The 14,071-nt window shown below is 62.1% G+C and carries 14 protein-coding genes; 4 read left to right on the top strand and 10 right to left on the bottom strand.

Going from position 1 to position 14,071, the window contains the following annotated elements; all coding sequences use genetic code 11:
* Positions 1–966, bottom strand: coding sequence for a tonB-system energizer ExbB (exbB, locus tag PMM47T1_RS06155; RefSeq protein WP_008366843.1), 966 nt, complete (start codon positions 964–966; stop codon positions 1–3).
* Between the two features lie 188 nt (positions 967–1,154).
* On the opposite strand from exbB, the gene PMM47T1_RS06150 reads away from it, so the two are divergent.
* Entirely contained in the window at positions 1,155–2,012 is an 858-nt protein-coding gene (locus tag PMM47T1_RS06150; protein WP_008366842.1) for an NAD-dependent epimerase/dehydratase family protein, read from the top strand.
* Between the two features lie 126 nt (positions 2,013–2,138).
* Here PMM47T1_RS06150 and PMM47T1_RS06145 read toward each other — a convergent pair whose 3' ends face one another.
* The 6 genes from PMM47T1_RS06145 to PMM47T1_RS06120 form a co-directional block, all read right to left on the bottom strand.
* Positions 2,139–2,876: a hypothetical protein gene (locus PMM47T1_RS06145; RefSeq protein ID WP_008366839.1), complete on the bottom strand. Its 738-nt coding sequence runs from the start codon at positions 2,874–2,876 to the stop codon at positions 2,139–2,141.
* 58 nt (positions 2,877–2,934) lie between these two features.
* The gene (locus PMM47T1_RS06140; RefSeq protein WP_008366837.1) at positions 2,935–3,315 is read right to left on the bottom strand and encodes a RidA family protein; all 381 of its coding nucleotides are present in this window, start codon (positions 3,313–3,315) and stop codon (positions 2,935–2,937) included.
* A 30-nt stretch (positions 3,316–3,345) separates the two neighbouring features.
* Positions 3,346–5,454, bottom strand: a complete 2,109-nt coding sequence (gene spoT / locus PMM47T1_RS06135; protein WP_008366836.1) for a bifunctional GTP diphosphokinase/guanosine-3',5'-bis pyrophosphate 3'-pyrophosphohydrolase — start codon at positions 5,452–5,454, stop codon at positions 3,346–3,348.
* 57 nt (positions 5,455–5,511) lie between these two features.
* Positions 5,512–5,775, bottom strand: a complete 264-nt coding sequence (gene rpoZ / locus PMM47T1_RS06130; RefSeq protein ID WP_003177259.1) for a DNA-directed RNA polymerase subunit omega — start codon at positions 5,773–5,775, stop codon at positions 5,512–5,514.
* 165 nt (positions 5,776–5,940) lie between these two features.
* Positions 5,941–6,561, bottom strand: a complete 621-nt coding sequence (gmk, locus tag PMM47T1_RS06125; protein ID WP_008366834.1) for a guanylate kinase — start codon at positions 6,559–6,561, stop codon at positions 5,941–5,943.
* Positions 6,562–6,573: 12 nt separating this feature from the next.
* Positions 6,574–7,437 (bottom strand): YicC/YloC family endoribonuclease, encoded by an 864-nt coding sequence (locus PMM47T1_RS06120; RefSeq protein ID WP_008366832.1) that lies wholly within the window; start codon positions 7,435–7,437, stop codon positions 6,574–6,576.
* A gap of 333 nt (positions 7,438–7,770) precedes the next feature.
* On the opposite strand from PMM47T1_RS06120, the gene rph reads away from it, so the two are divergent.
* The gene (rph, locus tag PMM47T1_RS06115) at positions 7,771–8,493 is read left to right on the top strand and encodes a ribonuclease PH (protein ID WP_008366831.1); all 723 of its coding nucleotides are present in this window, start codon (positions 7,771–7,773) and stop codon (positions 8,491–8,493) included.
* A 134-nt stretch (positions 8,494–8,627) separates the two neighbouring features.
* On the opposite strand, the gene PMM47T1_RS06110 is transcribed toward rph, so the two are convergent.
* A complete protein-coding gene (locus tag PMM47T1_RS06110; RefSeq protein ID WP_008366828.1) occupies positions 8,628–9,407 on the bottom strand; it encodes an exodeoxyribonuclease III in 780 nt (259 codons plus the stop codon).
* An 82-nt stretch (positions 9,408–9,489) separates the two neighbouring features.
* Between PMM47T1_RS06110 and pyrE the strand changes: the two genes are divergently transcribed.
* Together pyrE and PMM47T1_RS06100 are read left to right on the top strand one after the other, a co-directional pair.
* Entirely contained in the window at positions 9,490–10,131 is a 642-nt protein-coding gene (gene pyrE / locus PMM47T1_RS06105) for an orotate phosphoribosyltransferase (RefSeq protein ID WP_008366827.1), read from the top strand.
* A gap of 67 nt (positions 10,132–10,198) precedes the next feature.
* Positions 10,199–10,738 (top strand): hypothetical protein, encoded by a 540-nt coding sequence (locus tag PMM47T1_RS06100; protein WP_050990389.1) that lies wholly within the window; start codon positions 10,199–10,201, stop codon positions 10,736–10,738.
* 114 nt (positions 10,739–10,852) lie between these two features.
* Here the strand turns inward: PMM47T1_RS06100 and argB are convergent, their stop codons facing one another.
* Positions 10,853–11,758, bottom strand: a complete 906-nt coding sequence (gene argB, locus PMM47T1_RS06095; protein WP_008366823.1) for an acetylglutamate kinase — start codon at positions 11,756–11,758, stop codon at positions 10,853–10,855.
* A 21-nt stretch (positions 11,759–11,779) separates the two neighbouring features.
* Positions 11,780–13,177, bottom strand: coding sequence for a phosphomannomutase/phosphoglucomutase (gene algC / locus PMM47T1_RS30195; RefSeq protein WP_008366822.1), 1,398 nt, complete (start codon positions 13,175–13,177; stop codon positions 11,780–11,782).
* Positions 13,178–14,071: the final 894 nt, after the last annotated feature.

Below are 14,071 nucleotides of genomic sequence, written 5' to 3'. Positions count from 1 at the left end.
TTAACCCACCTTCACCATGTGTGGCGAAGCGGTGCGCTCGCCTGGCTGGTGGTCCAGGTCACGGCTGACCAGCAGCAATACCTGGGCGGAAGCGTCCGACACCTGCGCCTTGTAGCCGGCGATGGAGCGGGCGAAGACGTTGTAGATGACCACGGCCGGGATTGCCGCGACCAGGCCCAGGGCGGTGGCGAGCAGGGCTTCGGCGATGCCGGGGGCAACCACGGCCAGGTTGGTGGTCTGGGTCTTGGCTATGCCGATGAAGCTGTTCATGATGCCCCACACGGTACCGAACAGGCCCACGAACGGCGCGGTGGAGCCGATGGTGGCCAGCACGCCGGTGCCGTTGCTCATGTTGCGGCCGCAGGCGGCTACCAGGCGCTCCAGGCGGAAGCTGACGCGCTCCTTGATACCTTCGCGCTCGCGAGCGTTGACCGACAGGTGCATTTCTTCCAGGGCGTCATGCACCAGCAGGTGGGCGAGGGTGCCTTCCTTGCTGGCGGTGTCGCTGGCCGCCTTGAGGGTGGTGGCCTTCTTCAGCTGGGCGATTTCGCCGCGCAGACGGCGTTTGGCACCCATCAGCTCGAAACCTTTGGCGATCCAGATAGTCCAGGTGATGATGGACGCGATGGCCAGGCCGATCATGACGATCTTCACGATGATGTCGGCGTTCTGGAACATGCCCCATGGCGACAGGTCGTGGCCCAGGGTGAAGCCGGTTTCCACGGCCGGTTCGGCGCCGGCCTCATCGGCAGCCTGATTGTCGGCAGCGGCAGGTGCGGCTGGCAGCGTGGAGCTGTCCGGGGTGGCGGGCGCGGCAACAGCGGCAGCAGGTACAGCCTGGTGCGCCTGGGCAGCGGGTTCGTCAGCAAAGGCTGCCGGGGTCAGCGCAAGGCCGATGACCAGGGCGGCAATACCGCGCCAAGGGCGTGTACGGGATGGCGAAGCGCAAGGGCGATTTTGAGTCATGCTGGCCGGACCTGAGAGGGAAAAGAGTGGATGTCCTTCTAGGCCTCGATAGCGGGCCGAGAACAAAATGGGTCGTTATTATTGCAAGTAATTCTTGTTAACAAAAGCGATACGCCAGATTTTTTCCGGCTTTCTGTCGCTACAGTGCTATCAAGGTGTGTGTGCAGCGTTGATTCAGGAGCAGGAAAATGCCCGTGCCAAGTGTTTTGATCGTGGGGTGTGGCGACGTGGGGGGCCGACTGGCCCAGCAGCTGCTGGCACTCAATTGGATGGTATACGGGCTGCGTCGGCAGGTGTCGGCGTTGCCCCCGGGAGTGCTCCCGGTGGCCGGCGATCTTGCGCAGCAGGCTTGCCCCGCTGGCTGGCCCCAGGGCCATATTGATTACGTGGTGTACTGCGTGGCGGCAAGCCAGCATGACGAGGCCGGGTATCAGGCGGCTTACGTCGATGGCCTGAAGCGCGTGGTGGGGTGGCTCAACTACAACCGCCAGACGCCCCAGCGCCTGGTGTTTGTGTCCAGCAGCAGCGTGTACGCGCAGTCAGGGGGCGAGTGGATCGACGAGTACTCAGTGACCGAGCCGACCGGTTTTTCCGGGCGCCTGATGCTGGAAGCCGAAGAGGTGGCGCGTACAAGCGGCTGGCCAGCAACGGTGGTGCGCCTGACGGGTATCTACGGGCCAGGCCGTGAGCGCTTGCTGGAGCAAGTGCGCCAGGGTTACCAGGTTGCCCATGAGCCTGTGATGTACGGCAATCGTATCCACAGCGACGATGCGGCTGGGTTGCTGGCGCACCTGGTGTGTGAGGATGCCAAGGGTGAGCCTGTAGCGAGCTGTTATCTGGGGGTGGACGACAAGCCGGCGGCGCTGGCCGAGGTGGTCGAGTGGCTGCGCGTGCGGTTGGGGGTTCAGGGCTGGGCCGAGGAGTCCACGGTGCGGCGCAACGGCAACAAGCGCTGCAGCAACGCTTTGGCCCGGGCACTGGGCTGGGAGCCTCGCTACCCTAGTTACCGCGAGGGTTATGAAGCCATCCTGGCCGCCAAACCCTGACCTTGGTCACGGTTTGCAGCCGCGCTTGTAGCCGTGCCGAAGGCGGTGCTGGCCCCTGGGTGCGCTGAAGATCTCCAGTGAACATCAGGGCCAGCGCCGCCTGCGGCAGCGGCAAAGGTTGCAGCGTTACTGTTTCTTCAGCAGCCAGAGGCGCTGGCCAGCCGCGAACTGTGGCATCTCGTCAGCCTGGGCCTGGTTCACTGCCTGGAAAATTTCCAGCTGTTTGCCATCGCGCTTGAACAGATACGGCGCGCCCTGCTTATTGAGTTCGATCCACATGCTGTCGGCATCGCCGCTCATGGTGGCGCAATCGCCCGCCAGGCACAGGGCATAGCGGTCTGCGCCAGGAAAACCGCTGAGTTGGCCGTTGGCGAGGAAGTGCACGGCACTGCCCTGGCCCTGGCCTTCGACGATGGTCCAGTCGCCGCCCATGTAGGCGGCATACAGCGCCTGCTCAAAACTGCTGCCCACCGGGGCGCCCGGCTCGACGGTAGTCTTGGGTTTGACGAAAACCTGCTGGGGGCCCGAAGCGCTGGCTGCCAGGGTCAGTTCGTCGTCGTCAGTGGTCAGTTGCTGGCTATGGTTGCCTTGGAAGTCGGCCTCCCATTTACCCTTGCCCAACGGCTGCAGGTTGCCCTGCACGCGTTCGAAGCCGTTGCTGAAGCTGACCTGGCCAGCCTTGCTGTTGAGCTGCCATTCCAGCACCGGGCCGTTGGCGCCCAGGGCGTCGCGCAGGCCTTTGCCCTTGGCGGCGGTATCGATGGCTTTCTGGTTGATCCAGACCCCGCTGGGGTCGACATTGCTGTGACTGGCGCAGCCGCTCAACAGCGCGGCCAGCAACGGCAGGACAAGCGCATGGCGCATGTGGGGAATCCTTCCGGAGGGAAAAAGGCGAGGCGCGGGGCACCTCGCCACACAAGGTTTACTCGACGACCAGGATGGCGTCCATTTCAACCTGGGCACCGCGTGGCAGTGCGGCCACGCCGATGGCGGCGCGGGCAGGGTAAGGCTGTTCGAAATAGCGGCCCATCACTTCGTTGACCTTGGCGAAGTGGCTCAGGTCGGTAAGGAAAATGTTCAGCTTGACGATGTCTTTGAACGAGCCGCCAGCGGCCTCGGCCACGGCTTTGAGGTTTTCGAAGACCTGCACGGTCTGGGCTTCGAAGCCTTCAACCAGTTCCATGGTTTTCGGGTCCAGCGGAATCTGGCCGGACATGTAGACGGTATTACCCGCCTTGATTGCCTGGGAGTAGGTACCGATGGCCGCCGGGGCCTTGTCGCTGGTGATAACAGTCTTGGTCATTGATGACTCCTTGGCAGGGGGAAGGCTGCGTTACGCACGCATCCGCGTGATGCGGATGACGCCGGTCAGCGCCCGCAGTTTCTTGATCACGCGAGCCAGGTGCACGCGGTCGTGCACGCTGACGACCAACTGGACCACGCTGATGCGGCCATCGCGCTCGTCCATGCTGATCTTCTCGATATTGCCATCGGCGGCGTTGACGCTGCTGGCCAGCAAGGCGATCAGGCCGCGCTGGTGCTCGAGTTCCACGCGCAACTCGACATTGAATTCGCCAGTGACGTCCTTGGCCCAGGAAAGCTGAATGCACTTTTCCGGATTGTGGCGGATTTCACTGATATTGCGGCAGTTTTCCAGGTGCACGACCATGCCCTTGCCGGCCGACAGGTGCCCCACGATCGGGTCGCCCGGTATCGGCGTACAGCATTTGGCGTAGCTGAGCACCAGGCCTTCGGTGCCGCGAATGGCCAATGGTCCTTCGGGGCTGGGCAGTTGCTCGCCTTCAGTGGCCAACAGGCGACGCGCCACTACGTAGGCCATGCGGTTGCCAAGGCCGATGTCTTCCAGCAGGTCTTCGATCTGCTCCAGCCGATATTCGGCGAGCATGGCGTGAATGCGGTCGGCCGGGATGCTCTCCAGCGCACTGTCGAAGCCGTTGAGCACCTTGTTCAGCAGGCGTTCGCCCAGGCTGATGGACTCGGAGCGGCGTTGCAGCTTGAGCGCGTGGCGAATGTGCGTGCGTGCCTTGCCGGTGACCACGAAATTGAGCCAGGCCGGGTTCGGGCGGGCCCCCGGGGCGCTGACGATTTCCACCGTGGAACCGCTTTGCAGCGGTTCGGACAGCGGCGCCAGCCGGCGGTTGATGCGGCACGCAATGCAGCTGTTGCCCACGTCGGTGTGCACCGCATAGGCGAAGTCGACGGCTGTCGAGCCCTTGGGCAGCTCCATGATGCGGCCCTTGGGCGTGAACACGTAGACCTCGTCCGGGAACAGGTCGATCTTCACGCTCTCGATGAATTCCAGCGAGTTGCCAGCGCGTTGCTGCATTTCCAGCACGCCCTTGACCCACTGGCGAGCCCGCGCGTGAGTGCCCTTGGGCTGCTCGTCGTCGCTGGACTTGTACAGCCAGTGGGCGGCGATTCCGTTGTTGGCCATCTCTTCCATCTCGCGGGTGCGAATCTGGATTTCGATGGGTACGCCGTGCATGCCGAACAAGGTGGTGTGCAGCGACTGGTAGCCGTTGGCCTTGGGAATCGCGATGTAATCCTTGAAGCGGCCCGGCAATGGCTTGTACAGATTGTGCACGGCGCCCAGTACGCGGTAGCAGGTGTCTACCTTATCCACCACGATGCGGAACGCGTAGACGTCCATGATCTCGTTGAAGGCCCGGCGCTTGCCGCGCATCTTCTTGTAAATGCCATAGATGTGCTTCTGGCGGCCGCTGACATCGCCCTCGATACCGTCCACGGCCAGGCAGTGGCCCAGAGACTGTTCGATCTTGTTGACGATTTCCTTGCGGTTGCCGCGCGCACGCTTCACCGCCTGGTAGATGCGCGCAGAGCGCATCGGGTACATGGCCTTGAAGCCCAGGTCTTCGAATTCCACGCGCACGTTGTGCATGCCCAGGCGATTGGCGATGGGGGCGTAGATTTCCAGGGTTTCCTTGGCGATGCGCCGGCGTTTTTCGCCAGACAGCACTTCCAGGGTGCGCATGTTGTGCAGGCGGTCGGCGAGCTTGACCAGGATCACGCGAATGTCGCGTGCCATGGCCATGGCCATTTTCTGGAAGTTCTCGGCTTGCGCCTCGGCCTTGGTCTCGAAATTCATCTGGGTCAGCTTGCTGACCCCATCGACCAGTTCAGCCACGGTCTCGCCAAATTGTGCGCTGAGCGCTTCCTTGGCGATGCCGGTGTCTTCGATCACGTCATGCAGCATGGCTGCCATCAGGCTCTGATGGTCCATGTGCATGTCGGCAAGGATATTGGCCACCGCCAGCGGATGCGTGACGTAAGGCTCGCCGCTACGGCGGCGTTGGCCGTCGTGGGCTTGTTCGGCGTAGAAATACGCCCGGCGCACCAAGTTGACCTGGTCTGCGCCGAGGTAGGTCGATAAGCGATCGGCGAGGGCGTCTATGCTCGGCATGAAAACTCCTGCCGCAAGCTGTATTCCCGCGCCGTGCTACGTCGACCAGGCATAGGCTTAGACGGCCTCGTTGGACTCGTCCTCGAACGCTGCGAACAGCGGCTCGTCTTCGACGATTTCGGCGTTGGCGATGAACTCGTAGCTCATAAGGCCTTCAGCGATTTCGCGCAGGGCCACAACGGTAGGCTTGTCGTTTTCCCACTGGACCAGAGGCTCTTTGCCGCCGGTGGCCAGTTGACGGGCACGCTTGGTAGAGAGCATGACCAGCTCAAAGCGGTTTTCCACGTGTTCTAGGCAGTCTTCAACGGTTACGCGGGCCATGGTCTTCCTCGTAGCAAATGCAGTATGCGCGCAGCCCGGATGGGCGAGCGGACTCAGTAGTTTAAAAAATCACCAGCCTTAAGGGAAGCGCTAGTTTTCAAACAGCCGGTCCAGACGCTGTGCGGCTACCCTCAAGGTAACCGAACGGCGGCTGAAATGCTTCATTTAAGCGAGTAATTGGCTCAATAGATCGCTGAAGCGGCCTTGCTGTTGTGCCTGCTGCAACGTATTGGCACGGAAAATCGCTTTCAAGTCTTCCAGCGCGACGGCGAAATCGTCGTTGATCACCAGGAAGTCGTACTCCACGTAATGGCTCATCTCGCTGACTGCTTCGCGCATGCGCCCGTCGATGATCTCGTCGCTGTCCTGGCCACGGTTGGTCAGGCGCTGGCGCAGGGCCTGCTGGGTCGGCGGCAAAATGAAGATGGAGCGGGCGTCGGGCATCAGCCTGCGCACCTGCTGGGCACCTTGCCAGTCGATTTCCAGGATCAGGTCGTGGCCTTCGTCCAGGGTCTGTTGCAGCGTGCTCTGGGACGTGCCGTAGAGGTTGCCGAAGACTTCGGCCTGCTCCAGGAAATCACCGTGCTCGATCATGCGCACGAACTCGGCGCGATCGACAAAGTGGTAGTTCACGCCATCGACTTCACCTGGGCGCATGGCGCGGGTGGTGTGCGACACCGAGACGCGGATGCTCGGTTGCGCGTCGATCAGAGCCTTGACCAGGCTGGTCTTGCCCGCGCCCGAAGGCGCCGAAACGATGTATAGGGTGCCGGTGCTGTGGTTCATTTTGCGGTTGCCTTACTCAATATTCTGCACTTGTTCGCGCATTTGCTCGATCAACACCTTCAGGTTGACCGCCGCCTGAGTGCTGCGCGGGTCGAAGGCCTTGGAGCCCAGTGTATTTGCCTCGCGGTTGAGCTCCTGCATCAGGAAATCAAGACGCCGGCCTGCCGCGCCGCCTGCCTTCAGCACTCGCCGCACTTCGGTGACGTGGGTGGTGAGGCGGTCCAGTTCTTCGGCAACGTCGCTTTTCTGCGCCAGCAGCACCATTTCCTGCTCCAGGCGCTGGGGATCAAGCTCGGCCTGAATGTCGGCAAAGCGATCGAGAATCTTTTGGCGCTGCACGCCCAGCATGTGCGGCACCTGGGCGCGCAAGGTCTTGACCTCTTCGCTCATGGCGTCGAGCCGGTCGTTGATCAGCTTCGCCAGTTCCGCGCCTTCACGGTCGCGGCCGGCCTTGAGCTGCTTGAGCGCGTCGTTGAACAGTTCGACGGCTTCCTGATTCAGCGCCTGCGGGTCGACGGCATCGGCCACCAACACGCCCTGCCAGCCCAGCACGTCCAGCGGGTTGAGCGCGGCGGGCTGCTTGATCAGGCTGGCGATGGTTTCGGCGGCGGCCACCAGTTGCGCGGCGCGTTCGCGGTCTACCTGCAGCGGCTTGCCGCTGCTGACTTCGCAAAAGCGCAGGGTGCATTCCACCTTGCCGCGCGAAATGCCCTGGCGCAGCGCTTCGCGCACGGCGATTTCAAGGTCGCGAAAAGCTTCGGGCAGGCGCAGATGTGGCTCAAGGTAACGGTGGTTGACCGAGCGCAGTTCCCAACTGAGGGTCCCCTGGTTGCCCGCCCGTTCGACGCGGGCGAAGGCGGTCATGCTGTGCACCATGGGGAGTACCTCGCAGATTGGGGTGTGAAAGGCGCAGGATTGTAGCGCACCGATGGGCTGGCGCCCAAACCATTGCTGTTACAGCATGTCGACCGTTGGGCTGAAAATTAAATTCCCAGCGCTCTGGCACAACCCTGTAGGAGCGGGCTGTGCCTGCGGAGAATTCACCGCGTAGTACTTGGCGCACAGCTGTGTCTGCTTGGCGGCCACGGCCCACTCCTACAAGAGGGTGGTTGCGCGTGAGGCTACTGTGTTGCAACTCAAGTCGGGCAATAAATGATCACAGGTCTTATAATGCTCGGCAGTTTTCGTTCCTCAGTACAGGTATCCCAGATGAAACGTCCAAGTGGTCGCGCTGCCGATCAGCTCCGCTCGATCCGCATCACCCGCAACTACACCAAGCACGCCGAAGGGTCTGTACTGGTTGAGTTCGGTGACACCAAGGTTATCTGCACGGTCAGCGTCGAAAATGGCGTGCCGCGCTTCCTCAAGGGCCAGGGCCAAGGCTGGTTGACGGCTGAATACGGCATGCTGCCGCGCGCCACCGGCGAGCGTAACCAGCGTGAAGCCAGCAAGGGCAAGCAGGGCGGCCGTACCCTGGAAATCCAGCGCCTGATCGGCCGCTCGCTGCGCGCAGCCCTGGACATGTCCAAGCTGGGCGACGTTACCCTGTACGTCGACTGCGACGTGATCCAGGCCGACGGTGGTACCCGTACTGCTTCCATCACCGGTGCCATGGTGGCGCTGGTCGACGCGCTGAAAGTGATCAAGAAGCGTGGCGGCCTGAAAGGCGGCGACCCGCTCAAGCACATGATCTCCGCCGTGTCGGTAGGCATGTACCAGGGCGAGCCGGTACTGGACCTGGACTACCTGGAAGACTCTGCCGCCGAGACCGACCTGAACGTGGTGATGACCAGCACCGGTGGCTTCATCGAAGTGCAGGGCACCGCCGAAGGCGCGCCGTTCCAGCCTGAAGAGCTGAACGCCATGCTGGCACTGGCGCAGAAAGGCATGGTTGACCTGTTCGAACTGCAGAAAGCCGCACTGGCTGACTGATACCCCTGAGCTTGCGAAACGAACGCGCGGTTCGTCAGACATCACGCGGTGTTCTTTTCGCGGGTAGAACCCGCTCCCACAAGGCGCACAAAAAAGCCGACCCCATGGGGTCGGCTTTTTTGCGCCTCGACTTTTTAGATGGTCAAGGTCCAGTCATAGTCCACGATAAATGGAGCATGCTGGGAGAAGCGCGGCTGACGCGGCAGGCGCGCGCTGCGCACGAAACGGCGCAGGCCTGGAGTCAGCAGCTGATAGTCGAACCGCCAGCCCAGGTTGAGCATCTCGGCCTGTTCGTTATCCGGCCACCAGCTGTACTGGTCGCCTTCACGGCTGACTTCACGCAGGGCATCCACATAGCCCATGTTGCCGACAATCTCGTCCATCCAGGCACGTTCTGGCGCCAGGAAACCGGGGGATTGCTGGCTGTCGCGCCAGTTCTTGATGTCCAGCTTCTGCTGCGCCACATACAGCGAGCCGCAGTAGATGTACTCGCGGCGCTTGCGGCGCTGCTTGTCCAGGTACTTGCCGAAGTCGTCCATCAACTTGAACTTCTGGTTCAAGTCTTCATCGCCATTCTGGCCCGAAGGCAACAGCAGGGTGGCGATGCTCAATTTGTCGAAGTCTGCTTGCAGGTAGCGCCCGTAGCGGTCGGCTGTCTCGAAGCCGAGGCCGCTGATTACCGCCTTGGGTTGCAACCGCGAGTAAAGTGCCACGCCACCTTGGGTGGGCACTTCAGCATCGCATGCATAAAGGAAGTAGCCATCCAGTTGGAAGGCTGGGTCGTCCAGTTCAAAGGCGGAGGCACGAGTATCCTGCAGGCAGATGACGTCGGCATTCTGTGCTTGCAGCCAACTGAGCAAACCTCGCTCGACTGCGGCATGAATACCATTAACGTTCACACTGATGATCCGCATAAATGGCCCCAAAAATCTCGTGCGTGTATGATACCCGAGCTCTACTCAATTAGCTAAATCCGTGGTATTCGGGACTTTTTTAATGCACGCCTATCAACGCGACTTCATTCGTTTTGCCATCGATCGCGGGGTACTGCGCTTCGGTGAGTTCACCCTGAAATCCGGGCGCACCAGTCCTTATTTCTTCAATGCGGGCCTGTTCAACAGCGGTTCGGCACTGGCCAAACTGGGCAAGTACTATGCTGCGGCTGTGGTTGAAAGCGGCATTGCCTTCGACGTGCTGTTTGGCCCGGCCTATAAGGGTATCCCGCTGGCAGCCGCCACCGCAGTGGCCCTGGACGAGCATCACGGCATCGATATTCCGTGGTGTTTCAACCGCAAGGAAGCCAAGGACCACGGCGAAGGCGGCAGCCTGGTGGGCTCGCCCCTGGCCGGCGATATCCTGATCATCGATGACGTGATCACCGCCGGTACTGCCATCCGCGAAGTGATGCAGATCATCAATGCCCAGAGCGCCAAGGCAGCCGGGGTGCTGATTGCCCTGAACCGCCAGGAGCGTGGCAATGGCGAGCTGTCGGCCATCCAGGAAGTGGAGCGTGACTTCGGCATTCCGGTGGTCAGTATCGTCTCCCTGGATCAGGTGCTGGAGTTCCTGGCGGACGACGCCGAGCTCAAGCAGCACCTTCCAGCCGTGCAAGCCTATCGCGCCCAGTACGGTATCTGACTGGGTGACCCTGGCGCAGGGGTTCGCGGCGTTCTGCCTGTTGGCGGCCCTTACACCTGCGCCCGTCATGGCCGCAGACGGGCCGCCCGTGGTGTTCTACCGCTACGTGGACAGCCACGGCGTGACCGTGCTCGACCGCCAGGGCGTGCCGCCGGACTACGTCGCCAAGGGCTACGAAGTGCTCAACGCCCAGGGCCGGGTGGTGCAGACCGTGCCCCCGGCGCTCAGTGCCGAGCAGGTTCGCCAGCAGCAGGCCGCCAGTGCCCAGGCTGCGGCCGAGAGCCAGTTGCTGCACCAATACCCCAGTCTTGACGAAATCGATCGTGCTCGAGACCATCGCCTTGCGGAGGTTGACGGCCTGGTGGCGCTCGCCAGTGGCAACCTGCAGACGCTGAAAGGCCAGCAGGACAGCCTGCAGGCGCAGGCTGCGGACCTGGAGCGCAATGGGCAGCCGGTACCTCAGCAATTGATGGATCAGATCAAGGGCATCCAGGGGCAGCGCTCGGACGTGGCGGCGCGGATCGTCAATTACCAGGCCATCAGGCAGCAGGTGAGTCAGCAGTTTGCCCAGGACCGGGCGCGGTTGGCGAAGCTGCTCGAGAACTGAGCCGCCGCCACTGTGTGGGGCGGGCTCTGCCCGCGAAAACGACACCGCGCTGTTTTTGAATCACCGCGGCGCCCTTTTCGCGGGCAGAGCCCGCTCCCACAGTGGGTAGGTGAATCAGTGGCGCTTGCGGTTGCTGATCATGGTGCCCATGCCGATGTCGGTGAAGATCTCCAACAAGGTGGCATTCGGCACGCGGCCGTCGATGATGTGCGAACTGGTAACGCCGCCCTGCACCGCTTCCAGCGCGCAGCGAATCTTGGGCAGCATGCCGCCATAGATGGTGCCATCGGCGATCAGCGCGTTGACCTGCTCGGTGTTCAACCCGGTCAGTACATTGCCCTGCTTGTCCATCAGGCCGGCGATGTTGGTCAGCAGCATCAGCTTCTCGGCTTTCAGGGCCTCGGCAACCTTGCCTGCCACCAGATCGGCGTTAATGTTGTACGACTCGCCATCCGGACCCACGCCGATAGGCGCGATCACCGGAATGAAGTCACCTTTCACCAGCATGTTCAACAGGTCGGTATTGACCCCCACCACTTCGCCCACGTGACCGATGTCGATGATTTCCGGCTTGGTCATTTCAGGCGTCTGGCGGGTGACCTGCAGTTTTTTCGCGCGGATCAGCTCTGCGTCCTTGCCGGTCAGGCCGATGGCGCTGCCGCCATGGCGGTTGATCAGGTTGACAATGTCCTTGTTCACCTGGCCGCCCAGCACCATTTCCACCACGTCCATGGTCTGGGCGTCGGTGACGCGCATGCCATCGATGAACTCGCTCTTGATCGACAGGCGATTGAGCAGGTCACCGATTTGCGGGCCACCACCGTGCACCACCACCGGGTTGATGCCGACAGCCTTCATCAGCACGATATCGCGAGCAAAGCCGGTCTTGAGCTCTTCGCTCTCCATGGCGTTGCCGCCGTACTTGATCACCAGCGTCTTGCCGACAAAGCGGCGAATGTAGGGCAGCGCTTCGGACAATACCTTGGCGACGTTGGTGGCGGCATCACGTTCGAGGGTCATGCAGGGCTCCAGTGAAACGAATCAGAACGGTAGTTGGAGATCAGGTGCAATTTTTTTCAGCTCTGCGCGGAAAACGTTCTGGATGCGCTCAAGTTCCGCCTGGTCGTCGGCCTCGAAACGCAGCACCAGCACAGGCGTGGTATTGGAGGCGCGTACCAGCCCCCAGCCCTTGGGATAGTCCACCCGCACACCGTCGATGGTGGTCAGGTTGGCGTCGCCCCATTGCGCGTCGCGTTGCAGAGCATCAATGATGCTGAATTTACCCTCGTCGGTCACATGTATATTGATTTCCGGGGTAGAAATATCGTTCGGGAAGGCCGCGAACAGGTCTTCGGCGCTGTCTTTCTCCTGGCTGAGGATCTCCAGCAGGCGCGCGGCACTGTAGATGCCGTCGTCAAAGCCGAACCAGCGCTCCTTGAAGAAGATGTGCCCGCTCATTTCACCGGCCAGCAGCGCGCCGCTGATTTTCATCTGTTTCTTGATCAACGAATGCCCGGTCTTCCACATTACCGGGCGGCCGCCGTAGCCGGTGATCAGCGGGGTCAGGCGGCGGGTGCACTTGACGTCGAAGATGATGTCGGCGCCAGGGTTGCGCGACACCACGTCCTTGGCAAACAGCATCAGCAGGCGGTCGGGGAACACTACGGTGCCGGTGTTGGTTACCACGCCCACACGGTCGCCGTCGCCGTCGAAGGCCAGGCCCAGGTCGGCGCCGGTTTCCTTGACCTTGGCAATCAGGTCTTCCAGGTTTTCCAGCTTGCCCGGGTCCGGGTGGTGGTTGGGGAAGTTGCCGTCCACGTCGCAGAACAGCGGGATCACTTCGCAGCCCAGGGCTTCGATCAGTTGCGGGGCGATCACGCCGGCCGCGCCATTGCCGCAGTCCACGACAACCTTGAGCTTCTTGGCCAGGACGATGTCGTTCTTGATGTAATTGAAGTAGCTGTCGAGGATTTCGACTTTCTCGACTGTGCCCTTGCCGCTGGCCAGTTCGTTGTTCTTCAGGCGGTCGTGCAGGGCCTGGATCTGCTCATTGGCCAGGGTGTCGCCGGCGATCACGATCTTGAAACCGTTGTAGTCGCGTGGGTTATGGCTACCGGTCAGCATCACGCCCGATTTGCCGGCCAGTACGTTGGCGGCGTAATACAGGGCAGGGGTGGGCACCAGGCCGACGTCGCTGACGTGGCAGCCGCAATCGGCGATGCCCTGGATCAGTTGTTGCACCAGCACCGGGCCGGACAGGCGGCCGTCACGGCCGACGCTGACGTTGGGTTCGCCCAGGGCGAGGCTTTGCGAGCCAATGGCACGGCCGATCCAGTAGGCGGTCTCGGCGGTCAAGGTGTCGCCGAAAACCCCACGGATGTCGTAGGCGCGAAAAATGCTATCGGGAAACTGGGGTGCGACGTGCGCTTGGCTGTTCATAGCGTTGAGGTGCTCCATTCTCAGGGGGTCCTGATCGTCGTCGGGGATAGCGATATCGTGTGTTTCGGTGTGTTCATGCAACGATCCTGCCGGGACCGAAAGCGCCTTTCTCGGCAAGTCCACGGCAAATGTACTGTGGCTGGCCGCAGTGTGCGGCTCGCCGTGGCGGTTGCCCTGCAACGATAGCCTGGCAAGGCTCGCCGCCACGACGTTGAGCTCTGGCAGGCTCAAACTGAAGGCTTTGACGGCTTTTCCGCCCGAGAGTTCTTGGATCAGCTGGGTCAATTGTCGGGCATCCGCAGCCACTTGAGTGTGCAGGCGACGTGCCAGTATGGTCAGGGCCAGCCAGGCCGTGGCAATGGCCACCAGCAATGCCAGGGGCCAGAACACCAGGCTGCGCCACTGCAATGGCGAGTTGAATAGAGTCCCGGGCGTGAACGTCAGGGTCCAGAGGCCGGCGTTGGCCTGGAAATGTTCGCCCGCAACGCCTTGCCCGGCCTTGAACAGGGTTTGCGCGGGGCCCTGGTCGAAGTGCTGCTCCAGCACCAGTTCGCCGAAATCTGCGGGCATTGCGCTGAGTTCCGCCGTGACCGTGTCCAGGTCGAAGCTCAACAACAATGTGCCCAGTACGTTCGCACCGCTGCTGTCGCGGACCGGCGCCAAGCTGTAGACCAGCCAGCGCTCACCGACTTTCTGCGCTTGCAGCGGCACGGTGGTGCCCGCCTCGACTTGGCGGATCAGGTCCAGGGTGACGAAGTTGAGGGGTGAGGGACGGTTGCTGTCCAGCGCCGCCTGACCCCGGCCGACGGCATAGGCGTCCACCAGGCCGGGCAGGTAGCTCAGGGAGCCCAGCAGCGCGCCGACATGCGTCGGGGCTTGCACGGCCTGCAGCAC

Origin of the sequence: Pseudomonas sp. M47T1 (genome assembly GCF_000263855.1) — a bacterium.
In the GTDB taxonomy this organism is placed as follows: Bacteria; Pseudomonadota; Gammaproteobacteria; order Pseudomonadales; family Pseudomonadaceae; genus Aquipseudomonas.
The sequence above is the reverse complement of the archived record's forward strand: the minus strand, read 5'-3'. Positions and strand labels throughout refer to the sequence as shown.

Excerpts from the sequence above, each read along its gene's own strand:
- algC (WP_008366822.1), bottom strand. The coding sequence starts at position 13,177 with ATGAACAGCCAAGCGCACGTCGCACCCCAGTTTCCCGATAGCATTTTT.
- PMM47T1_RS06140 (WP_008366837.1), bottom strand. The coding sequence starts at position 3,315 with ATGACCAAGACTGTTATCACCAGCGACAAGGCCCCGGCGGCCATCGGT.
- rph (WP_008366831.1), top strand. The coding sequence starts at position 7,771 with ATGAAACGTCCAAGTGGTCGCGCTGCCGATCAGCTCCGCTCGATCCGC.
- PMM47T1_RS06100 (WP_050990389.1), top strand. The coding sequence starts at position 10,199 with ATGGCCGCAGACGGGCCGCCCGTGGTGTTCTACCGCTACGTGGACAGC.
- spoT (WP_008366836.1), bottom strand. The coding sequence starts at position 5,454 with ATGCCGAGCATAGACGCCCTCGCCGATCGCTTATCGACCTACCTCGGC.
- exbB (WP_008366843.1), bottom strand. The coding sequence starts at position 966 with ATGACTCAAAATCGCCCTTGCGCTTCGCCATCCCGTACACGCCCTTGG.
- PMM47T1_RS06150 (WP_008366842.1), top strand. The coding sequence starts at position 1,155 with ATGCCCGTGCCAAGTGTTTTGATCGTGGGGTGTGGCGACGTGGGGGGC.
- gmk (WP_008366834.1), bottom strand. The coding sequence starts at position 6,561 with ATGAACCACAGCACCGGCACCCTATACATCGTTTCGGCGCCTTCGGGC.
- PMM47T1_RS06120 (WP_008366832.1), bottom strand. The coding sequence starts at position 7,437 with ATGGTGCACAGCATGACCGCCTTCGCCCGCGTCGAACGGGCGGGCAAC.
- PMM47T1_RS06110 (WP_008366828.1), bottom strand. The coding sequence starts at position 9,407 with ATGCGGATCATCAGTGTGAACGTTAATGGTATTCATGCCGCAGTCGAG.
- pyrE (WP_008366827.1), top strand. The coding sequence starts at position 9,490 with ATGCACGCCTATCAACGCGACTTCATTCGTTTTGCCATCGATCGCGGG.
- PMM47T1_RS06145 (WP_008366839.1), bottom strand. The coding sequence starts at position 2,876 with ATGCGCCATGCGCTTGTCCTGCCGTTGCTGGCCGCGCTGTTGAGCGGC.
- rpoZ (WP_003177259.1), bottom strand. The coding sequence starts at position 5,775 with ATGGCCCGCGTAACCGTTGAAGACTGCCTAGAACACGTGGAAAACCGC.
- argB (WP_008366823.1), bottom strand. The coding sequence starts at position 11,758 with ATGACCCTCGAACGTGATGCCGCCACCAACGTCGCCAAGGTATTGTCC.